General features: G+C 69.7%; 23 protein-coding genes. 13 read left to right on the top strand and 10 right to left on the bottom strand.

The annotated features are described in order from the left end of the window. Window positions 1-8: 8 nt before the first annotated feature. Window positions 9-2,111, top strand: coding sequence for an elongation factor G (fusA, locus tag OED52_RS15545; RefSeq protein WP_264151750.1), 2,103 nt, complete (start codon window positions 9-11; stop codon window positions 2,109-2,111). 92 nt (window positions 2,112-2,203) lie between these two features. Then, window positions 2,204-3,394 (top strand): elongation factor Tu, encoded by a 1,191-nt coding sequence (gene tuf / locus OED52_RS15540; RefSeq protein WP_264151749.1) that lies wholly within the window; start codon window positions 2,204-2,206, stop codon window positions 3,392-3,394. Between the two features lie 60 nt (window positions 3,395-3,454). Here tuf and OED52_RS15535 read toward each other — a convergent pair whose 3' ends face one another. Both OED52_RS15535 and OED52_RS15530 read right to left on the bottom strand, forming a co-directional pair. After that, complete coding sequence (locus OED52_RS15535) at window positions 3,455-4,594, bottom strand: serine hydrolase domain-containing protein (RefSeq protein ID WP_264151748.1); 1,140 nt, start codon at window positions 4,592-4,594, stop codon at window positions 3,455-3,457. Window positions 4,595-4,704: 110 nt separating this feature from the next. Further along, window positions 4,705-5,283: a TetR/AcrR family transcriptional regulator gene (locus OED52_RS15530; protein WP_264154725.1), complete on the bottom strand. Its 579-nt coding sequence runs from the start codon at window positions 5,281-5,283 to the stop codon at window positions 4,705-4,707. Between the two features lie 99 nt (window positions 5,284-5,382). Between OED52_RS15530 and OED52_RS15525 the strand changes: the two genes are divergently transcribed. Continuing rightward, window positions 5,383-6,567, top strand: a complete 1,185-nt coding sequence (locus tag OED52_RS15525; protein WP_264151747.1) for an oxygenase MpaB family protein — start codon at window positions 5,383-5,385, stop codon at window positions 6,565-6,567. 67 nt (window positions 6,568-6,634) lie between these two features. On the opposite strand, the gene OED52_RS15520 is transcribed toward OED52_RS15525, so the two are convergent. The 5 genes from OED52_RS15520 to OED52_RS15500 are packed head-to-tail and all read right to left on the bottom strand — an operon-like array spanning window position 6,635 to window position 9,152. Continuing rightward, window positions 6,635-7,207, bottom strand: coding sequence for a hypothetical protein (locus OED52_RS15520; RefSeq protein ID WP_264151746.1), 573 nt, complete (start codon window positions 7,205-7,207; stop codon window positions 6,635-6,637). Further along, window positions 7,204-8,199 carry an Asp23/Gls24 family envelope stress response protein gene (locus OED52_RS15515; protein WP_264151745.1) on the bottom strand — a complete coding sequence of 332 codons (996 nt, stop codon included), beginning with the start codon at window positions 8,197-8,199 and terminating at the stop codon, window positions 7,204-7,206. The genes OED52_RS15520 and OED52_RS15515 overlap by 4 nt, the downstream gene beginning before the upstream one ends. Further along, window positions 8,192-8,386 (bottom strand): DUF2273 domain-containing protein, encoded by a 195-nt coding sequence (locus OED52_RS15510; RefSeq protein WP_413247674.1) that lies wholly within the window; start codon window positions 8,384-8,386, stop codon window positions 8,192-8,194. Before OED52_RS15510 ends, OED52_RS15515 begins: the two co-directional genes overlap by 8 nt. Further along, window positions 8,383-8,694 carry an Asp23/Gls24 family envelope stress response protein gene (locus tag OED52_RS15505; RefSeq protein ID WP_264151744.1) on the bottom strand — a complete coding sequence of 104 codons (312 nt, stop codon included), beginning with the start codon at window positions 8,692-8,694 and terminating at the stop codon, window positions 8,383-8,385. Before OED52_RS15505 ends, OED52_RS15510 begins: the two co-directional genes overlap by 4 nt. After that, the gene (locus tag OED52_RS15500; protein WP_264151743.1) at window positions 8,691-9,152 is read right to left on the bottom strand and encodes an Asp23/Gls24 family envelope stress response protein; all 462 of its coding nucleotides are present in this window, start codon (window positions 9,150-9,152) and stop codon (window positions 8,691-8,693) included. The genes OED52_RS15505 and OED52_RS15500 overlap by 4 nt, the downstream gene beginning before the upstream one ends. Before the next feature lie 212 nt (window positions 9,153-9,364). On the opposite strand from OED52_RS15500, the gene OED52_RS15495 reads away from it, so the two are divergent. The 3 genes from OED52_RS15495 (at window position 9,365) to OED52_RS15485 (ending at window position 12,923) form a co-directional block, all read left to right on the top strand. Continuing rightward, window positions 9,365-10,729, top strand: coding sequence for an NAD(P)/FAD-dependent oxidoreductase (locus tag OED52_RS15495; protein WP_264151742.1), 1,365 nt, complete (start codon window positions 9,365-9,367; stop codon window positions 10,727-10,729). Window positions 10,730-10,787: 58 nt separating this feature from the next. Further along, window positions 10,788-11,573, top strand: coding sequence for a glutamate racemase (locus tag OED52_RS15490; protein WP_264151741.1), 786 nt, complete (start codon window positions 10,788-10,790; stop codon window positions 11,571-11,573). 90 nt (window positions 11,574-11,663) lie between these two features. Next, on the top strand, window positions 11,664-12,923 hold the full coding sequence (locus tag OED52_RS15485; RefSeq protein WP_264151740.1) for an MFS transporter: 1,260 nt from the start codon (window positions 11,664-11,666) through the stop codon (window positions 12,921-12,923). Window positions 12,924-12,942: 19 nt separating this feature from the next. Here OED52_RS15485 and OED52_RS15480 read toward each other — a convergent pair whose 3' ends face one another. After that, window positions 12,943-13,998, bottom strand: coding sequence for a ferredoxin--NADP reductase (locus OED52_RS15480; RefSeq protein WP_264151739.1), 1,056 nt, complete (start codon window positions 13,996-13,998; stop codon window positions 12,943-12,945). 307 nt (window positions 13,999-14,305) lie between these two features. Here OED52_RS15480 and mdo point away from each other — a divergent pair, with 307 nt between their 5' ends. The 3 genes from mdo (at window position 14,306) to madC (ending at window position 18,258) form a co-directional block, all read left to right on the top strand. Next, window positions 14,306-15,577 (top strand): NDMA-dependent methanol dehydrogenase, encoded by a 1,272-nt coding sequence (mdo, locus tag OED52_RS15475; RefSeq protein ID WP_264151738.1) that lies wholly within the window; start codon window positions 14,306-14,308, stop codon window positions 15,575-15,577. Between the two features lie 87 nt (window positions 15,578-15,664). Next, on the top strand, window positions 15,665-16,726 hold the full coding sequence (locus OED52_RS15470; protein ID WP_264151737.1) for a MadB family AAA-type ATPase: 1,062 nt from the start codon (window positions 15,665-15,667) through the stop codon (window positions 16,724-16,726). Window positions 16,727-16,734: 8 nt separating this feature from the next. After that, window positions 16,735-18,258 carry a MadC family VWA domain-containing protein gene (gene madC / locus OED52_RS15465; RefSeq protein ID WP_264151736.1) on the top strand — a complete coding sequence of 508 codons (1,524 nt, stop codon included), beginning with the start codon at window positions 16,735-16,737 and terminating at the stop codon, window positions 18,256-18,258. 7 nt (window positions 18,259-18,265) lie between these two features. Here madC and OED52_RS15460 read toward each other — a convergent pair whose 3' ends face one another. Together OED52_RS15460 and OED52_RS15455 are read right to left on the bottom strand one after the other, a co-directional pair. After that, a complete protein-coding gene (locus OED52_RS15460) occupies window positions 18,266-18,754 on the bottom strand; it encodes an SRPBCC family protein (RefSeq protein ID WP_264151735.1) in 489 nt (162 codons plus the stop codon). Then, window positions 18,751-19,146 carry an ArsR/SmtB family transcription factor gene (locus OED52_RS15455; RefSeq protein ID WP_264151734.1) on the bottom strand — a complete coding sequence of 132 codons (396 nt, stop codon included), beginning with the start codon at window positions 19,144-19,146 and terminating at the stop codon, window positions 18,751-18,753. Before OED52_RS15455 ends, OED52_RS15460 begins: the two co-directional genes overlap by 4 nt. A gap of 146 nt (window positions 19,147-19,292) precedes the next feature. Between OED52_RS15455 and ggt the strand changes: the two genes are divergently transcribed. The 4 genes from ggt to OED52_RS15435 all read left to right on the top strand — a co-directional run bounded on the left by ggt (window position 19,293) and on the right by OED52_RS15435 (window position 24,671). Then, window positions 19,293-21,266 (top strand): gamma-glutamyltransferase, encoded by a 1,974-nt coding sequence (gene ggt / locus OED52_RS15450; protein ID WP_264151733.1) that lies wholly within the window; start codon window positions 19,293-19,295, stop codon window positions 21,264-21,266. A 140-nt stretch (window positions 21,267-21,406) separates the two neighbouring features. Next, window positions 21,407-22,627 carry an iron-containing alcohol dehydrogenase gene (locus tag OED52_RS15445; RefSeq protein WP_413247766.1) on the top strand — a complete coding sequence of 407 codons (1,221 nt, stop codon included), beginning with the start codon at window positions 21,407-21,409 and terminating at the stop codon, window positions 22,625-22,627. After that, window positions 22,624-24,000 carry a MadS family sensor histidine kinase gene (locus tag OED52_RS15440; protein WP_264151731.1) on the top strand — a complete coding sequence of 459 codons (1,377 nt, stop codon included), beginning with the start codon at window positions 22,624-22,626 and terminating at the stop codon, window positions 23,998-24,000. Before OED52_RS15445 ends, OED52_RS15440 begins: the two co-directional genes overlap by 4 nt. After that, complete coding sequence (locus OED52_RS15435) at window positions 23,997-24,671, top strand: MadR family response regulator transcription factor (RefSeq protein ID WP_264151730.1); 675 nt, start codon at window positions 23,997-23,999, stop codon at window positions 24,669-24,671. Before OED52_RS15440 ends, OED52_RS15435 begins: the two co-directional genes overlap by 4 nt. The last annotated feature ends 52 nt before the right edge of the window (window positions 24,672-24,723 follow it).

Below are 24,723 nucleotides of genomic sequence, written 5' to 3'. Positions count from 1 at the left end.
GTTTACCTGTGGCACAGGAAGTGCTGACCGACCTGAACAAGGTCCGCAACATCGGCATCATGGCGCACATCGATGCCGGCAAGACCACCACGACCGAGCGCATCCTCTTCTACACCGGTGTCAACTACAAGATCGGTGAGACCCACGACGGTGCCTCGACCACCGACTGGATGGAGCAGGAGAAGGAGCGTGGTATCACCATCACCTCCGCTGCTGTGACCTGCTTCTGGAACAAGAACCAGATCAACATCATCGACACCCCCGGCCACGTCGACTTCACGGTCGAGGTCGAGCGGTCGCTGCGCGTTCTCGACGGCGCGGTCGCCGTGTTCGACGGCAAGGAGGGCGTCGAGCCCCAGTCGGAGCAGGTCTGGCGCCAGGCTGCCAAGTACAACGTTCCGCGCATCTGCTTCGTCAACAAGATGGACAAGATGGGCGCGGACTTCTACTTCACCGTGCAGACGATCATCGATCGTCTCGGTGCGAAGCCGCTGGTCCTGCAGCTCCCGATCGGTGCCGAGGACAACTTCGACGGTGTCGTCGACCTCGTCGAGATGAAGGCCATCACCTGGCGTGGCGTCACCGAGATCGGTGCCGAGCCCACGATCGAGGAGATCCCGGCCGACCTTGCCGACAAGGCCGCCGAGTACCGCGAGAAGCTGCTCGAGACCGTCGCCGAGTCCGACGAAGAGCTCATGGAGAAGTACTTCGGCGGCGAGGAGCTCACCGTCGCCGAGATCAAGGCCGCCATCCGCAAGATGACGGTCAACTCCGAGCTGTACCCGGTGCTCTGCGGCTCCGCGTTCAAGAACAAGGGCGTTCAGCCCATGCTCGACGCGGTCATCGACTACCTCCCGAGCCCGCTGGACATCGGCGACGTCATCGGCCACCAGGTCGGTAACGAGGAAGAGGAGATGCGCCGCAAGCCGTCGAAGGACGAGCCGTTCTCCGCGCTCGCCTTCAAGATCGCTGCGCACCCGTTCTTCGGCAAGCTGACCTTCGTCCGCGTGTACTCGGGCCGCATCGACGCGGGCACCCAGGTGCTCAACTCGACCAAGGGCAAGAAGGAACGCGTCGGCAAGCTGTTCCAGATGCACGCCAACAAGGAGAACCCGGTCGACGAGGCCGTGGCCGGCCACATCTACGCGATGATCGGCCTGAAGGACACCACGACCGGCGACACCCTGTGCGCGCAGGACTCCCCGATCGTCCTCGAGTCCATGACCTTCCCGGACCCGGTCATCCAGGTCTCCATCGAGCCGAAGTCGAAGGCCGACCAGGAGAAGCTGTCGACGGCCATCCAGAAGCTCGCCGAAGAGGACCCGACCTTCTCCGTCGAGCTCGACGAGGAGACCGGCCAGACCGTCATCGGCGGCATGGGCGAGCTCCACCTCGACATCCTCGTCGACCGCATGAAGCGCGAGTTCAAGGTCGAGGCCAACGTCGGCAAGCCGCAGGTCGCGTACCGCGAGACGATCACCAAGCCGGTCGAGAAGCTCGAGTTCACGCACAAGAAGCAGACCGGTGGTTCCGGCCAGTTCGCGAAGGTCGTCATCGCCCTCGAGCCGTTCGTCGGCGAGGACGGTGCCACCTACGAGTTCGAGAGCCAGGTCACCGGTGGCCGCGTCCCGCGCGAGTACATCCCGTCGGTCGACGCCGGTGCCCAGGACGCCATGCAGTACGGCGTGCTCGCCGGCTACCCGCTGGTGAACCTGAAGGTCACCCTGCTCGACGGTGCGTACCACGACGTCGACTCGTCCGAAATGGCGTTCAAGATCGCCGGCTCGCAGGCGCTGAAGGAAGCGGCCCGCAAGGCCGCCCCGGTGATCCTCGAGCCGCTCATGGCCGTCGAGGTCACCACGCCCGAGGACTACATGGGTGAGGTGATCGGCGACCTGAACTCCCGCCGTGGCCAGATCCAGGCCATGGAGGAACGCAGTGGTGCCCGTGTCGTGAAGGCGCTGGTTCCGCTCTCGGAGATGTTCGGCTACATCGGTGATCTGCGGTCGAAGACCCAGGGCCGTGCGAACTTCTCCATGGTGTTCGATTCCTACGCAGAGGTTCCGTCGAACGTCGCGAAGGAAATCATCGCCAAGGCCACCGGCGAGTAGTCTTCTAGACGCTCCCGGTCGCCTGCACGACCAAGTAATACAAACCGCACTGCTGCATACAGCAAGCAACAACAGTCCAGGAGGACATTCCAGTGGCGAAGGCGAAGTTCGAGCGGACCAAGCCGCACGTGAACATCGGCACCATCGGTCACGTCGACCATGGCAAGACCACCACCACGGCTGCGATCACCAAGGTGCTGGCCGACAAGTACCCGGATCTCAACGAGAGCTTCGCGTTCGACCAGATCGACAAGGCTCCCGAGGAGAAGGCTCGTGGTATCACGATCAACATCTCCCACGTCGAGTACCAGACGGAGAAGCGCCACTACGCGCACGTCGACGCTCCGGGTCACGCCGACTACATCAAGAACATGATCACCGGTGCCGCCCAGATGGACGGCGCGATCCTGGTCGTGGCCGCCACCGACGGCCCGATGCCGCAGACGCGTGAGCACGTGCTGCTCGCCCGCCAGGTCGGCGTTCCCTACATCCTCGTCGCCCTGAACAAGGCCGACATGGTCGACGACGAGGAGATCCTCGAGCTCGTCGAGATGGAGGTGCGTGAGCTCCTCGCCTCGCAGGAGTTCGACGAGAACGCTCCGGTCGTTCCGATCTCGGCTCTGAAGGCTCTCGAGGGCGACCCGAAGTGGGTCAAGTCCATCGAGGACCTGATGGCTGCCGTCGACGAGTCCATCCCGGACCCGGTCCGTGAGACCGACAAGCCGTTCCTCATGCCCGTCGAGGACGTCTTCACCATCACGGGTCGCGGCACCGTCGTCACCGGCCGTATCGAGCGCGGCGTGATCAACGTCAACGAAGAGGTCGAGATCGTCGGCATCCGCCCCGAGTCGACCAAGACCACGGTCACCGGCATCGAGATGTTCCGCAAGCTGCTTGACCAGGGCCAGGCCGGCGACAACGTCGGTCTCCTCGTCCGCGGCATCAAGCGCGAGGACGTCGAGCGCGGCCAGGTCGTCGTCAAGCCGGGCACCACGACTCCGCACACGGAGTTCGAGGGCCAGGCCTACATCCTCAACAAGGAGGAGGGCGGCCGCCACACGCCGTTCTTCAACAACTACCGTCCGCAGTTCTACTTCCGTACCACGGACGTGACGGGCGTTGTTACCCTCCCCGAGGGCACCGAGATGGTCATGCCCGGTGACAACACCGAGATGTCCGTCAAGCTGATCCAGCCGGTCGCCATGGACGAGGGCCTCCGCTTCGCGATCCGCGAGGGTGGCCGCACCGTCGGCGCCGGTCGCGTCACGAAGATCATCAAGTGAGCTAGTCCTCACTGACGCTCGAGCGGCGTCCACCCTCCGGGGTGGGCGCCGTTCGGCGTTTCAGGAGGATTCACCGACGAGCCGCTTCAGCTCGTCGGCCACCACACTCACCGGTTCCTTCCCGACGGCGGTCGGGATGTCGGTGTTCACCGCGGCGACCACGACGGCCTCCAGCTCCGGCAGATAGCCCACGTAGGTGTTGTAACCCGGGAGCTCGCCCGTGTGCCCGAGCCAGCCGTCCTCGATGCCCAGCCCCAGGCCGTAGGCGCGAGTGTCGGTCGCACCGGGCACGTCGAACAGGAACGAGTCGAGGCGGAGCTCCTGCGTCTCGGGGGACAGCACCCCCACCCCGGTCCCGAGGGCCCGGCCCCACAACTCGAGGTCGTCGACCGTGGAGATCACCGCGCCGGCCGACCAGCCCCAGGACGGATTCCAGCCGGTCGCGTCGGCGGTCTCCCCGTCCGGCTGGCCCTGCTCGGTGATCCCGTACAGGTGCGGCGAGGCGATGGCCGCGTCGGTGGGCAGGACGGTGTCGGCCATGCCGAGCGGCTCGAAGACGTTCGCCCGGAGGTAGTCGTGGAGGCTCTGCCCGGAGACCTGCTCGACGACGAGACCGAGGGCGATGGTGTTGGTGTTGGAGTACTCGAACCGCTCCCCGGGTGCGAAGTTCGGTGCGTCGCCGCGCACGAAGTCGAGGAGCTGGTCCGGCGTCCACGACGCCTCCGGATCGGCGAACAGCCGCTGCTGGAACTCCTCGTCGAAGGTGTAGCTGGGGATGCCGCTGACCATCGACGCCAGTTGCCGGAGCGTGGCGACGTCCCCGTTGGGCAGCCCCGGTACGTAGCGGCCGATCGGATCGTCCAGCGACAGAGCCCCGTCCTCCGCCAGCTGCAGCAGGGCGGTGACCGTCATCGTCTTCGTGATGCTGCCGATCCGGGTGTGATCGTCGGGGCCGGGAGCCTCGGAACGGTCGGCGCCGATCGTGCCCGCGGCCCCGGTCCACTCGAGGTCCGGGGTGACCACCCGCGCCACCACACCGGGGAAGCCGACCTCCTCCTGGACGCGGACCAGCGCCGCCTGCAGGTCGTCGGCGAGGGCTTCGGCGGTGGGAGCGGTCGGGGACGGTGAGGACTCGTCCGCGCCGTCGCCGCAGGAGGCGGCGAACACGAGGGCAGCGCACGCGAGGGGAAGGGCGGACATCGCGATCGGTGGACGGCGCACGGCACTCTCCCGGGTCCGAGCAGCAGGATGTGCCCAGTATGTGACATAACGGAGGGTCTCGGGCCCGTTTCCGGTGTGCGGATGCCCGGTCAGGCCGCGTCGATCGCCGCGACGAGCATCCGCGCCGTCATCGCGATCATCCGGTCCCGGTCGGACCGGCGGGGCCGGAGCAGCGCGATCCGGGAGCACAGGCTCGCCGTCGCCCCCATCACGATGAACACCAGATCGTCGAGCGCCGCATCGTCGAGATCCGGTCGCAGCCGGGCCGGGATGATGCGTCCGAGCGGCCGCAACGGTCCCTCGATCTCGGCCCACGCGAACCCGAATTCGACCTCCTCGGAGGTGTAGGTGACCCGCAGCACCGCCGCATGTTTCTCGAAGGCGGAGGTCAGGCTCTCCACGACGGTCACCATCGCCTCCTCCGCGCTCTGGTCCATCGCGCGTCCGATCGCCGTCGACAGCGAAGTGGTGATCGCGTGGACCGTCGTACTGCGCAGTTCGTCGAGTACCGCCTCGACATCGGGGAAGTAGCGGTAGACCGTCCCGATGCTCACGTGGGCGTGTTCGGCCAGCGCGGTGGTGGTGAGCCGGCCGGAGGGATCGCGTTCGAGCAACTCGTACGCAGAGGTGAGAAGAAGTTTGCGTGTTTCGAGGCTCCGCTGCTGGATCGGCCGCTTCCGTGTGCGTCTGGCTGCGGGTTTCGGACCGTACCGAGTGCTCATGAAAAGTGAATAGTAAGTGAGTATTTCTCGTGTTCCCATGGATTCATGGAGCGACGTGTGCCTCGTGACCTGGTGAACCCCGACCTCGCGGTGCGACGCTACGCCGACCTCGGCGAGCGGTGGCTCGACGGGATGTGGCGAGCCGACCCCCTCGCCGACGCGGTCGCGAACGACGACTTCGGAACCTCCTCGGCCACCGCCGCGGTCCGTGCCGCCCTCGCCGGCGGCATCGAGGCCGTCCCCGACGCACCGGCCTCGCTGAAGTCCCTGTTCGACTTCCTCGACGACGAACCCGGCTGGGTCGACCACGACCGCCTCGACCACGCCGCGGACGCCCTCGTCCGCCACACACCGCTGCTGGGTATGGTGCTCGGGGCGGCCTCGCTGCTGCGCGGCGCCGGCAACTTCATCGCCGGGAAACCCCTCGCGCTGACGGGCCGCTACGTGAGCCGGCCCGCGGTGCGGTCCGTCGAGGTGGGGGAATGGCTGCGCAACGTCCTGACCCGCGGGGGGATGCGCCGCGACGGTGGCGGATTCGCGTACACCGTGCGGGTGCGGCTCATCCACGCCCACGTCCGCAAGGGCATCCTCGCCGCCGGGATGTGGGACGAGGACGCCTGGGGTGTGCCGATCCCGCAGTCCTACATGGCACTGACGATCGCCGAGTTCGGGCACATCGCCGTCGAGGGGATGCAGACCCTCGGGGTGCGGTTCACCGACGACGAACTCGACGACATCTACCACCTGTGGCGGTACGTCGGGCACGTCATCGGCATGGACGAGGACCTGAACCTGCGCTCCGAACGCGACCACCTCGCTGTCGAGGAGCTGTACCGGCTCACCTCGCCCGGACCGAGCGACGAGGACCGCGAATTCGTCGCCGCGCTCACCGAGCAGTACCTCGTCCCCGAACTCGCGAAGCTGCTGCCCGGCCTCGAACCGCTCCGGCGCACCGTCGCCCGCACCCTGATCCACGCGCTCGAGCGGGTCTTCATCGGCGACGCGGACGCCGACGCCCTGCATATCCCCGACACCCCGCTCAAGCACGTCGTCGGCCGGATCGGCCCGGTCCTCGGGCTCGTCGACCGCATCCAGGAGCTGCGCTATCCGGATCGGGAGCGGACCACCCTGCGTGCCTACAAGGTCCGCGACGCCGCGATGAACCGCATGCGCGCCGACTACCGGGTGGAACAGGACCTCGTCGACGCGGTGCCGGTGGGCGCCCGATAGGCGCGGTGCCGGTGGGCGCCCGATAGGCGCGGTGCCGGTGGGCGCCCGACAGGCGCGACAGGTGCCGTCAGCGGCCGTCGGCGACGTCCACGGCGGGATCGAGGTGCAGCAGCACCTGCGTGGCGACGCGCGCCCCACCGAGTGCACGGGCCACCCGCTGCGCAGCCTCCTCGGCGGCCAGGGTGAACTCGGTGACGTCGATGGCCGGATCGGCCTGCACCACCACCGACAGGGTCGGCAGGTGCCGTTCCACCACCGCTCGGCCCCGGGCCGACCGCACTCCGGGCAGGACCGCGAGTTCCGCCGCGACCCCGTCCGCGACGGGCCCCAACTCCACACCCAGCGTCGCGTCGGTGACCTGGTCGTAGAGTTGCACCGTCTCCGTGCGCCGGCGCGACAGGTTCACCGCCAGCAGCGCGATGCCGAGGAACAACCCGGCCCCGAACACCGACCACAGCGCAGGCGTCCACCACGGCTGGTCGGGCACGTCGGTCACTCGGGGACGGTCCAGTCGGGACAGCTGTTCCCGCGCGAACGGCACCTGCCACAACCACGCCAGGGAGAAGGCACCGAGACCGGCCAGCGTCAGGCCCGCCGTCAGCGCCACGAGCCGGTTCGCGAGCACCGTGCGAAGTTTCACCGGGTCACCTCCACCACGAGCTCGACGGGATCGGCGAGCGCCGCCAGGTTCGGTTCCACCGCACCCCGCACCGCCGCGACGATCTCCTCCACCGGTGTCTCGTCCTCCGCCACGACGCGCACCACCGCGCGGCGCCGGTCGACGACCGTGCGCGCGGTCCGCACCGCCGTGAGTGCCGCGGCGTGCGCACTGCACATGCGGGCGACGTCGGTGCGCCGCATCCACACCGTCGGTACCGGCCCGGCGACCCGCAACGGCACGTGGGTGCGGCGCCGCGGCTTGAGTGCCACCACGATCAGCACCAGACCGAGGACGACGCAGCACGCGGCGACGGGCGCGAGCCAGGTCTGCCAGTGCAGCCGCGCGAACCACTCGAAGGAATTGCGCAGCCAGGGGGCACCCCCGTAGGTGCCGCGGACGATGAGCAGTTCGCGGGCGGCCGTGAAGGCCAGGACGAGGGCCGCGATCGCCACGAACGCCGCCGCGGGGGCCGCCGCGGGAGAGGCGAGGGGCGGCAGGGGCGCGACCGTCGGGATGTCGGCGCGCGGCTCGATGCGCGCCGCGACCAGATCGGATTCGAGGTACTCGACCGACTGCGGTGCCTCGTCGGCCGCGCCGTCCTCGGCAACGGCGGTCTCGACGACCAGCACGTTGAGTTCGTGGACGCGCAGGCCCGTCAGTTCGTGGAGCCGGCGTTCGACGGTGTCGTGGACCCGGCGGGTGAGCATCGCCGCGTCGTAGGGCCACTGCACGGCGACGTAGAGGTTCACGGACACTGCTCGGCCGCCGGTGGACACGTCGGCGCGCGGCAGGTCGCCGCCGGTGAGTCGACGCAGGCCGCCGCCGCTGTGCCGGACGACGCCGGGCACCGACAGGGCCGCGGCCGCGGCGATCCGCTCGATGGCACGGTCCTTGATGACGAGGCTTCCCCGTTCACCCGCGGAGGTGGGAACCCCTTCGTCCGGCACGACCTCCGCCGACGGGTCAGCCACGTCCCCGGCTCCTCAGCAGGGCGCCGAGGTCGAGGTGTCCGTCGCGGTGCGCGCCGATCGCGGCGCCGAGCGCGCCGAGGAGCACGCCGAACAGCAGTCCGCTGAATCCGCCGAGGATGCCGGCGAGCGCGAGCAGCAGGCCCGCGATGAGTCCGACGGCGGTGTTGCCCACGGAGATGTGATTCACGATTCCGCTCCTTCTCGTCCGCCGACCCGGACGTCTTCGACGGTCACCTGCACGGGAACCTCGACCAGGGGTGCCACCTGCGCGCGGACCGCCTCGGCGACCGCCGGCAGGTCGGCCGGGATCAGGACCACGATGTGTACCTCGCACAGCCTGTCGGTGAGCCGGACCCCTTCGATCCGCCGCCCCGGCAGATAGGTGGCGACCTCACCGAACGCGCCGCCGTGGAGACCCGCGACCCCGGCGATGCCCGACGCGGCCTCCGCGATCCGTTCGGCGATGGTCCCGGCAGACCCGGCAGGGGAGGTCATTGCACCCGCGGCTCGGCACCGCCGGCGAGGGCGGTGGCCTCGTCGTGGAGCATGACGTCGAAGACGGTGATGTTGACCTCGGTGACCTCGAGCCCGGTCATGCGTTCGACGGCGGCGATGACGTTGTGCCGGATCGCGACGGCGAGTTCGTGCAGCGCGACGCCGTACTCCGCGACGATGCCGATGTCGATCGCCGCCTGGCGCTCACCGACCTCCACCGCGACACCCTGGCCGTGGTTGATGCGGGCCCCGGGGATGCGGTCGCGCAGGGCACCGACGACACGGGTCGTTCCGGCACCGACGTCGATCACGCCGCTGATCTCGCGGGTCGCGAGACCGGCGATCTTGGCGACCACCGCGTCGGCGATGATCGTGCGGCCCTGCGGATCGACGGGGCCGGACAAGGGTCCGGCACCGAACTGGATGCGGCTGACACCTGCGCCGCTGTCGCTGGTCATGGGTGGCTCCAAGGTAGGCGTACCGGTCATGGTCCGTGCTGGACTCCATTGTCCTCGCGCTGCCTCGAACTCTAGTGAGCGACGTGGCCCTGTCGCTGCTCGACGTCATTTGGTAGAAAAGTTGAACGCAATCGCGTAACCGCTGTTACACCTGAGGAAATCCCGGTTGCGCGTCACAACAGTCGGCGTCACAACAATCGGAGGACTGGTCGGTGTCGAACGAGCGGGAGATCGAGGGGGCGCCGGGGCGCGTCGTCGTCGTGGGTGCCGGACTGGCGGCGGTACGTACCGCAGAGGAACTGCGCCGGGCGGGTTTCGACGGTGAGCTCGTGCTCGTCGGCGACGAGACCCATCTGCCCTACGACCGCCCGCCGCTGTCGAAGGAGGTCCTGCGCGGCGACCGCGACGACACCACCCTGCGGCCGCGCGAGTTCTTCGACGAGAACCGCATCGAGCTGCGCCTGGGCACCGCGGCCCGCTCGGTCGACACCGCGACCCGCACCCTGACCCTCGCCGACGGGTCCGAGCTCGGCTACGACGAACTCGTCGTCGCCACGGGTCTGCGCCCGCGCCGCATCCCGGGCCTGCCCGACCTCGCCGGCGTGCACGTGCTCCGCTCGCTGGAGGACAGCCGCGCGCTGCGGGCGGAGATCGTGCCCGGGAGCCGCGCCCTCGTGGTCGGTGCCGGTTTCATCGGCTGTGAGGTGGCGGCCAGCCTGCGGGCCCGCGACGTCGACGTCGTGCTCGTCGAACCGCAGCCCACCCCGCTCGCGTCCGTACTGGGCGCCGAAGTGGGGGAGCTCGTGACGCGTCTGCACCGCTCGGAGGGCGTCGACGTGCGCTCCGGAGTCGGACTGTCCGAGATTCGCGGCGACGGGGTCGCCTCCGAGATCCACAGCGACGGGGTCGCCTCCGAGATCCACAGCGACGGGGTCGCCTCCGAGATCCACAGCGACGGGGTCGCCTCCGAGATCCACAGCGACGGGGTCGCCTCCGAGATCCACAGCGACGGGGTCGCCTCCGAGATCCACAGCGACGGTCGGGTCGCCTCTGCACTCCTCGGTGACGGCACCGAGGTGGACGTGGACCTCGTGATCCTCGGCATCGGTTCCGTTCCGGCGGTCGAGTGGCTCGAAGGCTCGGGCATCGAACTCGACAACGGGGTCGTCTGCGACGGCGTGGGCCGCACCTCGGCACCGCACGTGTGGGCGGTCGGCGACGTCGCCTCCTGGCAGCTGCCCGCGGGCGGCCGCCGCCGCATCGAACACTGGACCAACGCGGGGGAGCAGGCATCGGTCCTGGCGAAGTCCCTCGTCGGCGCGGAGCCCGGTGCCGCGGCGCAGGTGCCCTACTTCTGGAGCGACCAGTACGACCTGAAGATCCAGGGCCTGGGTGCCGTGCGCGGCGACGACACCGTGCACGTCGTGCGTGACGACGGACGCAAGTTCCTCGCCTACTACGAACGCGACGGAAAGCTCGTCGGGGTCGTGGGCGCCGGTCTGGCCGGCCAGGTCATGAAGACGCGCGCGAAGATCGCCGCGGGCGCGCCGATCGAGGAACTGCTCGCCGCCGTGTGAGCGGGTGCCGCGCGCACCGGCGGGCGGCCGGGCGGAGGCCAGGGGCTAGATTCGTAGGGTGATCGTTGCACTCATCGACTCGGGTCTGGGGCTGTTGCCCACGTCCGCGTGGCTGCGACGGTTGCGTCCCGATCTGGACCTGATGCTGTCGACGGATCCCGAGGGCGCGCCCTGGGGTCCCAAACAGCCGGAGTGGGTCGTCGACCGCGTCGTCACCACCGCCCGCCGCGCCGTGGACCGCGGCGCCGACGTGGTGGTCCTGCCGTGCAACACCGCCTCGGTCACCGCCCTCGAGCACGTCCGCGCGGACCTCGGGGAGTCGGTGCCGGTGGTGGGGACGGTGCCCGCGATCAAGCCGGCCGCCGCGGTGTGCGATTCGGTCGCGATCTGGGCCACCGCTGCCACCACCGCAAGCCGGTACCAGGCGAATCTGATCGAGCAGTTCGCGAACGGTTCGGAGGTCGTCGGGGTGGCCTGCCACGGGCTCGCCGACGCGATCGACGCCGGCGACCAGGTCGCCGCGGCCGAGGCCATCGCCTCCGCCGCCGCGCGCACTCCCGAGGACGTCGAGGGTGTCGTGCTCGGCTGCACCCACTACCCGCTCGTCGCGGACACCATCGCCACCCATCTCCCGTCCGGTGTGCGGCTGTTCGACAGCGCCGAGGCGGTGGCGCGGCAGACACTGCGCCGGATCGACGCGCTGGGCCGTACCTCGCCGGGGTCGGGGCACGTCGAGGTGTACGTCAGCGGGACACGCGGGGAGCTCCCGGCCGCCGCGGCGGCGTTCGAGGACGGGCGCCTGCTGCTCGCCGCGGCGGAGAAGACGCCGCTCTCGCCCCGGTGAAACAATTCGCCGAGCGAACGACGTTGGGTGGGGAGGTGGCTCCTCGCCACCGCCTCGTCCCGATCCACGTTCGATGACAGCGGAGGTCGTATGACTGCGCCCGTTTCCCCTCGCGGTGGAATCCGTCTCTTCGGTTTCGCCGTCGCCGGACTGGGCGCCTTCACCCTCACAGCGTCGTCCTCGGCGCCGTCCCCGCTGTACCCCGTCTACCAGCAGATGTGGGGATTCTCGGCGGCGGTCCTCACCGTGGTCTTCGCGGCGTACGTGCTCGCCCTGCTCGCGGCCCTCGTCACCGTCGGGGCGCTGTCCGATCACGTCGGCCGCAAGCCGGTGGTCATCGTGTCGCTGCTCGCGCTGACGGTGAGCATGCTCGTGTTCATCGCCGCGGAGGACGCCGGATGGCTGATCGTCGCCCGGGTGATCCAGGGCGCGGCGATGGGAACGGCGACCGGTGCGTTGTCCGCCGCGGTGATCGAGTTCCAGCCCGGTCCGCGGATCGGCCCGTTGATCAACACGACCGGTCCGTCCCTGGGTCTCGCGCTGGGCGCGGCCTGTGCGGGTCTGCTCGTGCAGTACGCGCCCTTCCCCACGGTGCTGGTCTACGCGCTGATCGCGGTCCTCGCGCTCGGGCTGGCCGTCGCGGCGTTCTTCGTGCCGGAGACGTCGCCGTCGGTGGGCTTCGAGTCGTGGCGTCAGGCCCTACGCAGCCTGCTGCCCAGCGCGTCCGTTCCCCGCGAGGTGCGGGCACCCTTCCTGCTCGTGCTGCCCAGTCTCGTGTCGGCGTGGGCCCTCAGCGGCATCTACATGTCGCTGGGACCGTCGCTCATGGAATCGGTCTTCGGCATCGACAATCGCCTCGCGGGCGGTCTGATCATCGGGTCCTTGTTCACCGCGGGCACGGTGGCGGCGGTGCTGTCCACGCGTCGCGCACCCTACGAGGTCGTCGTGGTCGGCGGTATGTTCCTCACCGTGGGGCTCGCGATGGTGATCACGGGTCTGGGGGTCGAACAGGTCGTCCTGTACTACCTGGGAACCGTGATCGCCGGCTTCGGGTGGGGCGCGACCTTCCTGGGGGCGATGAACGTGATCGGTGCCCTCGGGGCCCCGGCCGAACGCAGCCGCATCTTCGCGACGACCTATGTGGTCTGCTATCTCGCCTTCTCGGTGCCCGCCATGATCGCGGGTGTCGCCGCCGGAGCCTTCGGGCTGACCGCCACCGCGGTCGGCTACGGCACGATCGTCGCCTCGGTGGCCCTCGGCTCGGGCGTCGTGCTGTGGTTCCGCAGGCCGGTGACCCCTTCCCGCATGCAGAAGGTGCCCGAGCCGATATCGGCTGCGGGCACCTCCTGACGGCGTTCCGGGGAATCGCTCAGAACTCGATCCGCAGGTGGTCGGTCACCGGACGGGCCTGGCAGCCCAGGATGTAACCGGCCTCGATGTCCTCGGGATCGAGCACCTCGCAGTGCTCCATCTCCACCTTGCCCTCGAGCACCGTGCAGGCGCACGACCCGCACTCGCCCTCCTGGCAGGAGTAGGGCACGTCGATGCCCTTGGCGAGCATGATGTCGACGAGGGTCTGCTTGCGCGGCCACGAGAGCTTGTGCACCTCGCCGTCGAGCTCGACCTCGACGGTCGCGGCGTCGGCCGCCTCCTCGTCGCTGACCTCGACCGGTGCCTGGTCGGCGAACGGATCGCCGGACAGCGAATTGAAGACCTCCGCGTGCACCTGGCCGCGCGGCATCCCCACGATCGCGAGGGCCTGGTGCACCGCGTCCATGAACGGACCGGGACCGCACATGAACGCCTCGTGGGACGTGTACGGCGCGGCGAGGGCGGCCAGCTGCTCGGCGGTGGGCAGGCCCTGGACCGTCTCGAGCCAGTGGACGATCGTCAGGCGCGAGGGGTACTTCTCGGCGAGAGCGCGCAGTTCCTCCGCGAAGATGACCGACTTCTCGTCGCGGTTGGCGTAGACCAGCACGACCTTGCCGGAGCCCTGGGTGAGCGCGGACTTGAGGATCGAGATCACCGGCGTGATCCCGCTGCCGGCGCCGAAGAGCAGGAAGTCGTGGTCGAGCGACTTCGGGGTGAACACACCGGCCGGGGGGAGCACCTCGATGGTGTTGCCCGCCTCGACGTTGTCGCACAGCCAGTTCGACCCGTAGCCGTCGGCGGTGCGCTTGACCGTGACCTTGGGCGCGTCGTCGGTGTAGGGCGAGCTCGCGAGGGAGTAGCAGCGGGCCACCGAGCCCGTCTGCTCGCTGGGGATGCGCAGCGTCAGGAACTGACCCGGCTTGTAGGCGAACTTGTCGCGCAGCTCGTCCGGGACGGCAAACACGATCGATCGCGTGTCGGCGGTTTCCTCGACGACGGCGGACACGGTGAGGATCACCGATCGTGAGCCGTGCGGCACCTCGACGGTCGTCATGGGTGTTCTCGTCCTCTCGTACAGACGGTTCGGGGTCAGCCGCGCTGCCCACGATTTAGAACGTGTTCTAATTCAGGTTACCAGCGCGCAGGTGATGAGGAAAACGGTACCGGCACCGTCCGGGCGGGTGAGTCGCCCGCCCGGTCAGCGGGAGCGAACCTGCCCGATCGGACGGTCACCTCCCCGCGACCGGACGGTTTCGGCCGCTACGCCTTTCGCTCCCCGCGCCGGACGCCGATGGTGAATCGCGGATGAGGTCCACATCACACCCACACTCCGCTATACCCCCTCTGCGAGGAGATTCACGATGGCAATCGAGCTCAATCAGATCTGGGACTTCCCGATCAAGGAGTTCCACCCCTTCCCCCGCGCACTGATGGGAGTCGGCGCCCACGACATCCTCGGCGTCGAGGCCAAGAACCTGGGTTTCAAGCGCACCCTGCTCATGACCACCGGCCTGCGTGGCTCCGGCATCATCGAGGAACTGATCGGCAAGATCGAGTACCAGGGCGTCGAGGTCGTCCTCTACGACAAGGTCGAGTCCAACCCCAAGGACTACAACGTCATGGAGGCCGCGGCCCTCTACAAGTCGGAGAAGTGCGACTCGATCATCTCCGTCGGCGGCGGATCGAGCCACGACGCCGCCAAGGGCGCCCGTGTGGTCATCGCCCACGACGGCCGCAACATCAACGAGTTCGAGGGCTTCGCGAAGTCCACCAACAAGGAGAACCCGCCGCACATCGCCGTCTCCACCACCGCCGGCACCGGCTCCGAGACGTCCTGGGCCTACGTCATCACCGACACCTCCGACATGGACCACCCACACAAGTGGGTCGGCTTCGACGAGGCCACCATCGTCACCCTCGCGATCGACGACCCGCTGCTCTACTACAGCTGCCCGCAGCACTTCACCGCCTACTGCGGCTTCGACGTCCTCGCCCACGGCTCCGAGCCGTACGTCTCGCGGCTGGACTTCGCGCCGTCGCTGGGCAACGCCCTGTACTCGATCGAACTCGTCGCCAAGCACCTGCGCGAGGCCGTCTTCGAGCCGCGCAACCTCAAGGCGCGCGAGGGCATGATGAACGCCCAGTACATCGCCGCGCAGGCCTTCAACTCCGGTGGCCTCGGCATCGTGCATTCGATCTCGCACGCCGTCTCGGCCTTCTTCGACAGCCACCACGGCCTCAACAACGCCATCGCCCTGCCGCGCGTGTGGGAGTACAACCTGCCGTCGCGGTACGAGCACTACGCCCGCATCGCCACTGCGATGGGTGTCGACACCCGCAACATGACCACCGTGCAGGCCGCCGACGCCGCCGTCGAGGCCGCGATCCGTCTCGCCAAGGACGTCGGCATCCCCGACAACTTCGGCCAGGTGCGCGTCGACTCGTACGAGAAGAACCAGATGAACACCAAGAAGTACGCCGGCCGCGGCGAGGTCATCACCGGCGACGAGAAGACCGTGCGCGCCATCTCCGAGCACATCCAGGACGACTGGTGCACGCCGGGCAACCCCCGCGAGGTCACGGTCGAGTCGATGATCCCCGTCGTCGACCACTGCATCAACGGCTCGTACTGAGAAGCCGCACCCCGGGGCGAGCGGCTCACCCTCGCCCCGGGGTGCCCCATCCGGGCGACCGCGACCGCCAGACAAGGAGAGACCTCGATGACCTCGTTCGCCTCGGGCGCCGACCTGAAGGACGCACTGCGCCGGCACGACTACATCGCCGACGACGAGTTCGCGACCGTCGTGTACCTCGCGACCGCACTCGACCGGCCCCTGCTCCTCGAAGGACCCGCCGGGGTCGGCAAGACCGAACTCGCCAAGACCCTCGCCGCGGCGTCCGGCCGGAAACTCGTACGGCTGCAGTGCTACGAGGGCCTCGACGACAGTCGCGCCCTCTACGAATGGGACTACGCCAAGCAGCTGCTGCACGTGCAGATGCTCCGCGACCGCATCGGCGAACTGCTGGCGGGCCACGAGAACATCGCCGAGGCGTCGAAGTTCCTCGCGCAGCAGGACTTCGGCCTGTACTCCGAGACCTTCCTGTCGGTCCGGCCGCTCCTCGAGGCGGTGCTCTCACCCGAACCCGTCGTGCTGCTCGTCGACGAGGTGGACCGCACCGAGGAATCGATGGAAGCGCTGCTGCTCGAGGTGCTCGCCGAAGGACAGGTCACCATCCCCGAGGTGGGCACCTTCACCGCGCGGTCCGCGCCGTGGGTGATCCTGACCTCCAACGACACTCGCGAACTCTCACCCGCGCTCAAACGCCGGTGCCTGCACTACCACGTCGACTACCCGACGCCCGAACGCGAACGCGAGATCGTCACCGCCCGAGTCCCCGACGTGCACCCCGGCACTGCCGGGCAGATCGTCGACCTGTCCCGCACCCTGCGCGAGTTCCCGCTGCGCAAGAGCCCGTCGGTCTCCGAGGTCATCGACGCCGCCCGCGCCGCGGCGGTGATGAACCACGATGCCGACCGGGAGGATTCGCTCGGTCCGATGCGCGACGTGCTGCTGTGCACCCTGCTCAAGTACACCGGTGACGTCGAACTCGCCAAGAGCCGGCTCGACGGCATCCCCGAACCGGAACCCGTTGCGACGACCGCCGGACCCGCGGAACGCATCACGGTCGCCTCCCGCCCGGCGAACACCACCACCGCGGTCTTCCGCGGACGAGGCGGTGGGGGCCGGGAGACCGCATCGGGCACCGGCCGACGGTGGTGACCGAGGCCATGCGCGTCACCGTGCTCGACGAACGACGCCCCCGCTACCTGCTGGACGTGGCGGCCGCGGTGTTCGCCCGGCTGCTGCGCCGGCACGGGGTCGCGGCCTCACCCGCCGAAACCATCGAGATTCGAAGGGTTCTCGGTCTCGTCGGCGCCCGTGACCGGGACGAACTGCGGGCCTGTCTGCGCGCGGTGTGCGCCAAGTATGCCCACGAGCGCCCGGGATTCGAGCGGGCCTTCGACGAGCTGTTCGGCGCGGTCGACACCTCCACCGGCGCCCACACCGGGCACGGCCCGCAGCGTGCCCAGTTCGCCGACAGTCTGCCGGTCTCGCTGGAGATCGACGACGACCCGAGCGTCGCTCGGTACGCCGAGTACAACGAGCGCGCTGCCGAGGTCGGCGACCGGTTCGACACCCCGGAGCGCAGCAAGGGCTTCAACCCGCACAAGGACGACGACGACGTGTCGATGTCGTCCTCGGACGCCGACCTGTCCGTCGACACCGGCGCCGACTCCGGGCGCCGTGGTGTCACCTACACCGTCGACGTCGAACGGGCCGGCACCGCGACCGTCGGTGACCTGTCCGGGGATCCGGGCGTCGCGGCGATCGGTTCGCTGTCCTGGGACGACCCCGCGTCGATCCTCGCGTGGCTCGACGCCTACGACCCGCACCGCGTGTACGGGGGAGAGGTCGCCGACGAACCGCTCACCGAATCGCAGCTCGGCCGGCTCGTCGAAGCGGTCGAAGCGTTCGTCGCCTCCCTCGCCGCGGCCGCACCCGAGACGGACACCGATGTGCCCGAGGCGCACGACGGCGGCGGATTCGACCGCGCCGAGATCGAACTCGCGTGTCACGAGGTGCTGCGCCGCATGCGCGGTCCCGCCCGGCCGTATCCGCGCGAGCGCACCCGCGGTCGGCTCGACATGCGCCGCACCGCCCGTGCCGGGATGCGCACGGACGGGGTGCCCTTCCGGCTCGTCGTCCGCGCGCCGCGTCCCGACCGGGTGCGGCTGCTGGTGCTCGCCGACGTGTCGCTGTCGGTCCGTCCGATCACCGCGTTCACGCTCCGGCTCGCCCAGTCACTGCACGGGCGGGCGCACCGGTGCCGGGTGATGGCCTTCGTCGACCGTCCCGTGGACGTGACGCAGCAGCTGCTCGCCGCCGACGGCGACGGTGCCCTCGCCGCCGTACTCGCCCATCCCGCAGTCGATCTCGAAGCGAGCAGCGACTACGGGCGCATGTTCGACGAACTGCTCACCGAGCACGCCGGTGTGGTCGACGGCCGGACCTCGGTGCTGGTCGTGGGGGACGGGCGCTGCAACGGCCTGCCCCCGCGCGCCGACCGGTTCGCCGAACTCCGTCGGCGCGTGCACCGCCTCGCCTGGATCACGCCCGAACCCGAGCGGTACTGGAACCAGGCGACCTGCGCGATGTCCGACTACGCCGAGGTGTGCGACGAGGTGGTCGTCGCCCGCGACGGTACGCAACTGCTCGCGCGCGCCGCCGAACTCGGCCACGCCCTGCGGTGACCGGAACTCACCGCGCCGCGGACCCTGCGGCCAACAGCTCCTCGAGCCGTTCGAAGCCCTCGCTCAGACCGGTCTCCATGCCGGATTCCGCCATGCCGTCGCGGGCCTCCTGGCTCGGGTACACGGCATGGCCGACGAGCTTGCAGCGGCCGCCGCCGAGATCGACGAAGGTGAGCGTTTCGAGACTCACGACGTCCGGGAACCCGAGATATTCGAAGGTCTGGACGATGAATTCGTTGTCGCGGACGGTGTGGAAGACACCTGCGAAGCGGTAGCTGCCGCTGTCGTCGGAGTGTTCGTAGCGGTACGAGCCGCCGGTGCGGAGGTCGTACTCCTCGATCTTCATCTCCATCCCGCGCGGGCCGAGCCACTGCGTGACGAGATCGGGGTCCTTGTGGGCACGGAAGACGTCCTCGACCGGGAAGTCGAACTCCCGCTCGTAGTCGATGTAGGGGACACCCTCGGGGATCGAGAGGGAGACTGCGTTGCTGCTCATGATGGTCCTCCGGAGATCGGGGTGGGCCGTGGACGATCGTCGGCCGCCTCCCGGGTCAGCACGGCATCGAGACCGCGGAACTGCTGTTCCTTCACCAGCCGGTAGCGGTCGATCCAGGAGGTCAGCGTCTCCAGCCGTGCAGGGTTCAGGTGGACGGGCCGGCGCTGGGCGTCGCGCGTGCGCGTGACGAGACCGGCGTGCTCGAGCACCCGAATGTGTTTCGAGATCGCCTGGGTGGTGATCGCGAAGGGTTCCGCGAGTTCGGTGACCGTGGCCGGGCCCCGGCTGAGCCGGGCGACGATGCGGCGGCGGACCGGATCGGCCAGCGCGTTGAACGCCAGGTCGAGAAGAGCGTCGTCCGCTGCCGTGTGATCCGTTGCCCTGTCGCCCACGATCACCTCCAGTTGCTCAACTATCCGGTTTATCAACCATCAAGTTGAATAAAGCGTGCTCCCCGACACGTGCCCGTGTCAAGAGCTGCGGGACGGATCGTTCCCGAACCCCCCCGGGCTCCGACGCGCCCCGATACCGTCGGGGAATGGCCCCGCCCGTGAGACTCCGCTCCGGTCCCCGCGCCCTCCTCGCCGCCGCCCTGTCGATCACGCTCCTCGGCGCGTGCACGTCCGCGGCCGACGAGACCACCGACCCGCAGGACACCGCCGGCCCTGCGACCTGCACGGCCGCCCCCGACGGCACCCCGATCGCCGGGGCCCCACCGGGACCCGGCGACCGCGACATCGCGACGAACCCCGAGATCGCCACCGGTTACCGCAGCGGCATGACCGCGGTGCGCACCGCCTCCTTCGCGGTGACGACCGCCAACCCGCTCTCCACCGAGGTGGCCTGCGAGATCCTGCGCGAGGGCGGCACCGCGGCCGACGCCCTGGTCGCCGCCCAGATGGTGCTCGGACTCGTCGAACCGCAGTCGTCCGGCATCGGCGGCGGAGCCTTCCTGCTCCACCACGACGCCGAGACCGGACAGGTGCAGGCGTACGACGGCCGCGAGACCGCACCGATGGCCGCCACCGAGAACTACCTGCGGTGGATCAGCGACACCGACCGCACCGAACCCCTGCCCGACACCCGCGCCAGCGGCCGGTCCATCGGCGTCCCCGGCGTCGTCCGCATGCTCGAAGCCGTTCACACCGAACACGGCCGGACCGACTGGAACGAGCTGTTCCGCCCCGCCATCGACCTCGCCGACCAGGGGATCGTCATCAGCGACCGGCTGGCGCAGTCCATCGCCGACGCCGCCCCGCAACTCGCGCTCGACGCTGCCGCCCGTGAGTACTTCCTGCTGCCCGACGGATCACCGAAACCGGCGGGGGAGGTCCTCACCAATCCCGCGATGGCCAAGACGCTCTCGGCGATCGCGACCGACGGTGCCGACGCCTTCTACACCGGCGACATCGCCCGCGCGATCGTCGAGGCCACGAACACCACCACCGGGGGACGCACACCCGGCGCGATGACCGTCGAGGACCTCGCCGCCTACGAGGCCAGGGAACGGCAACCGCTGTGCACCTCCTACCGCGACCACGAGATCTGCGGAATGCCCACCCCGTCGTCCGGGGGGGTCGCGGTCGCGGCGACCCTCGGCATCCTGGAGAACTTCGACCTGTCGGCGCTGCCCCCGAGCGACGTCGACGCGGACGGCGGGGTGCCCGACGCCGCAGCGGTGCACCTGATCTCCGAAGCCGAACGGCTCGCCTACGCCGACCGCGACAGATACGTCGCCGACTCGGATTTCGTTCCGCTCCCCGGGAATTCGCTCGGTACCCTGGTCAACCCCGACTATCTCGCCGAACGCGCGGCGCTGATCGACCCGGGCAGGAGCATGGGCAAGGCGACACCCGGCAACTTCGGCCCCGCCCCGCTCGGCACGCCGCCGCAGAGCCCCGAACACGGCACCAGCCACATCTCCGTCGCCGACTCCTACGGCAACGTCGCCGCGATGACGACGACCATCGAAGCGGCCTTCGGCTCGTTCCACATGACCGAAGGTTTCCTGCTCAACAACCAGCTGACCGACTTCGCGGCCGAACCCGTCGACGAGGAGGGCCTGCCGGTCGCCAACCGTGTCGAACCCGGCAAGCGGCCGCGCAGCTCCATGGCCCCCACCCTCGTCTTCGACCGCACCCCCGCGGGCGACCGCGGCGACGTCCGGCTGGTGGTCGGCTCACCCGGCGGGTCGGTGATCATCCAGTTCGTCGTCAAGACGCTCGTCGGCGCCCTCGACTGGGGCCTCGACCCGCAGCAGGCGGTCTCCGCGGTGTCCTTCGGTGCCGCGAACACCCCGGTCACCGGCATCGGGGGTGAGCACCCGGCCGTCGACACCGCCGACGACGGCAACGGCGATCCGCTCGTGCAGCAGCTGCGGGAGCTCGGGCACGAGGTGTCGGTCGCGCCCCGGTCCAGCGGCCTCGGCGTGCTGGAGCGCACCGACGACGGCTGGACCGGCGGGGCCGACCCGCGACGCGAAGGCGTCGTGATGGGCGACACCGGCCAGTGACGTCACCTGGCCCATCGGGCAGGTGGGGTCCTGTGCGGTCGGGCCGGTGGCATACGCTCCTACACGGCCCGCAATCACCCGCACCGTAAGCTGGATCACACAGGTGCGCGGATCGTCAGGAGTGAACAGTGGCCGTCGTCATGCCGGAACACGCGAACACCCCCTGCTCTGCCCACGCGGCTGCAGGGGAACACACCGCCGCCGGGACGGGCCCGGCGCTCGTCAAGTTCCACGCACCCGAGATCGTCTTCGGCGAGGGCTCGCTCGTCGAGGCTGCCCACGCCGCCGTCCGGCTCGGGGCCGTGCGGCCCATGCTCGTGACCGATCCCGGGCTCGTCGAGGCCGGCTGGGCCGACGAGCTGCGCCGCCATCTCGTCGACCAGGGCGTCGAACCCACCGTGTGGTCCGGGCTCACCCCCAACCCGAAGGACTACGAGGTCGCCGCCGGCTACGAGGTGTACCGCGCGCAGGGCTGCGACGTCCTCGTCGGACTCGGTGGCGGCTCGGTGATCGACGCGGCCAAGGGCATCGCGATCCTCGCCGCGAACGGCGGCCACATCCTCGACTACGAGGGGGTGGACCGCGCGAGCATGCCCATCCCGCCGATGGTCATGGTGCCGTCGACCTCCGGGACGGGCGCCGACGTCTCCCAGTTCTGCGTGGTCACCGACACCGTCCGCGGCAGCAAGATCACCATCATCGGACGGTCGCTCGTGCCCGACCTCACGGTGATCGACCCGCGCCTGCTCACCACCATGCCCGACGACCTCAACGCCGCCACCGGTCTCGACGCCCTCACCCACGGTGTCGAGGCGTTCGTCTCCCGCGCCCACAACCCGCTCACCGACCACCACGCGCTGCGCGCGGTCGGCATGGTCACCGGCACCCTCGTCCGCACCATCGACGAACCGCTGTACATGCCCGCCCGCGCCACGATGGCGCAGGCCAGCCTCGAGGCCGGACTCGCCTTCACCAACGCCATCCTCGGCGCCGCCCACGCGATGAGCCACCAGGTCGGTGGCCTGCTCGACCTGCCGCACGGCGTCATCAACGGGGTGCTGCTCCCGCACGTCGTGCGGTTCAACGGCGCCGAACATCCCGATCCCTACGTCGCGATCGCGTCCACCCTCGGACTCGACGAGGCCCGCGGACCGGCCGCCGAGGCCGTCGACGCCGTCGCCGCACGCATCGACGACCTCGCCAAACAGGTCGGGGTACCGCGGGGACTGCGCGAACTCGGGGTCCGCGACGACGACCTGCCCCGCCTCGCCGACGGCGCCCTGCGCGACGCGTGCATGTCGACGAACCCGCGCACCCCCACCCGCGAGCAGATGATCGACCTGTTCCGGACGGCGATGTGAGCGCCCCCGACCTGTCGGCACTGACCGGGCTGCGGTCCGGGAAGTCGACCTTCTACCCTCAGTACCGGGGCGCCGCCGAACGCCTCGAACGGGTCGTGCACGCCCTCGAACTCATCTCGCGGGCCCTCGTCCGCACCGTCGAAGGGCCGGAGACCCTGATCTGCGCGGTCGCCGAGGCCGCCCGCGCCCACCTCAGCGCCCAGTGGGTCGCCTTCGCGCTCACCGACGGCACCCTGCCCGACGCGGGACCGCGCCGGCTGGTACTCGGCCCGGACGCCACCCCCTTCCTCGTCGACAACGTGGAGGGACCGCCGCTGCCCGACGAGGTCGTCGCCCTGCTCGACTCGGTCCGCACCGGTGCCGTCGACCGGTATCCGGTCGTCGAGAACCACCACGCCTTCGTCCCGATCGTCCTCGACGGCGGTGTCGCCGGCGCCATCGCCGCGTGGACCCCGGCCAACCGCACCCTCGACGGCACCGACCGCGCCGTGCTGTCGATCCTCGCCAGCCAGACCGCCGTCGCCCTGCAGAACTCGGCCCTCTACCAACGCGGCCAGCTGCTCCTCGAACGCGCGGAGGAGGCCTATCGGGAGGCCAACCGCGCCGCCGCCGACCTGCAGGCCCGCAACGAGGAACTCGAGGCCACCCTGCAGAAACTCGCGTTGACACAACGCCAGCTCGGCGTCGCCCACCGGCACCAGGCGCTCGACGAGGAACGCCACCGCATCGCCCGCGAACTCCACGACAGCGTCACCCAGGCCGTGCTCTCGGCCGGCATGCAGATCGAGGTGTGCCGCAGCGACATTCCCGACGACGAACGCAGTGAACGCCTCGACCTGGCGAAGGAACTCACCCGCCGCGCCGTCGAACAGCTCCGCTCGGCGATCTACGCCCTCAACCGGCCGTCCGACTCCGAACGGATGTCGCTGCCGGAGATGCTCGAACAGCTGAGCGTCGCGCACATGCCCGGCGACCTCGAGGTGAAGGTGGGCATGGGCGGCAGCCCCGTCGAACTCACCGGCGACGCCGAACACGCCCTGCTGCGCATCGCGGGGGAGGCGCTGTTCAACGTCGCCGTGCACGCCAACGCGAGCCGCGTGGTGCTGCGCCTGAGCTACGGCACCGACTCGGTCCTGCTGTCGGTGGCCGACGACGGTGACGGCGATCCGGCCCGGCTGCGGCTGATGCTCAAACTCGCCGACCGCAACGACCTCGACGGCCGGCACCGCGGTCTCGCCAACATGCAGGCCCGCGCCCGGGAACTCGGCGGCACCCTCGAGGTGCGCCGCTCCCGATTCGGCGGCGTTCGGATCGCCGCCCGGATTCCGTTGCAGAACAACACCGCCCCTCAGCAGACGGGAGACCGATCATGACCGTCCCACCGCCGGCGCCACCACGGGCCCGCCCCGGCACGGTGCGCATCGCCCTCGTCGACGACCACGCGATCCTCCGTCAGGGACTGCGGTCGATCCTCGACCGCGAACCGGACCTCGAGGTGGTGGGGGAGGCGTCGACCGACGCGGAGGCCCTCGCCCTCGTCGACCGGATGCGACCCGACATCGTCCTGCTCGACCTGAAACTCTCCGCGGGCTCGGACTACGAGGGCCTGCACCTGTGCGGGCAGCTCTCGTCGGCGCATCCCGGGATCGGGCTGCTCGTCCTGACCACCTTCCTCGACGAACAGCTCGTCGTGCGGGCCGTGCACGCCGGGGCGCGCGGCTACGTCGTCAAGGACGTCGACACCACCGAACTGGTCCGCGCGATCCGCGCCGTCTCGCGCGGTGAGAGCGCGTTCGACTCGCGCAGCGCCGCGGCGGTGGTGCGCTCGCTCAACGGACAGAGCACCCCCAAGGAGCAGCTCACCGACCGCGAACTCGAGGTGCTCGAACTCCTCGCGGCGGGGCTGTCGAACGTCAAGATCGGTCAGCAGCTGTACATCTCGGCGACCACCGTCAAGTTCCACGTCAGCAACGTCATGCGCAAGCTCGGCGTGAGCCGTCGCGCCGAGGCAGTGTACGCGGCGAGCAAGCAGGGCCTGATCTGATCCGCCGGAGGCTCACAACCCTGCGGTGAGGTCCACAACCCGCAGGGCCGGC

The organism is Rhodococcus sp. Z13 (assembly GCF_025837095.1).
Taxonomy (GTDB): domain Bacteria; phylum Actinomycetota; class Actinomycetes; order Mycobacteriales; family Mycobacteriaceae; genus Rhodococcus; species Rhodococcus sacchari.
The sequence above is the reverse complement of the archived record's forward strand: the minus strand, read 5'-3'. Positions and strand labels throughout refer to the sequence as shown.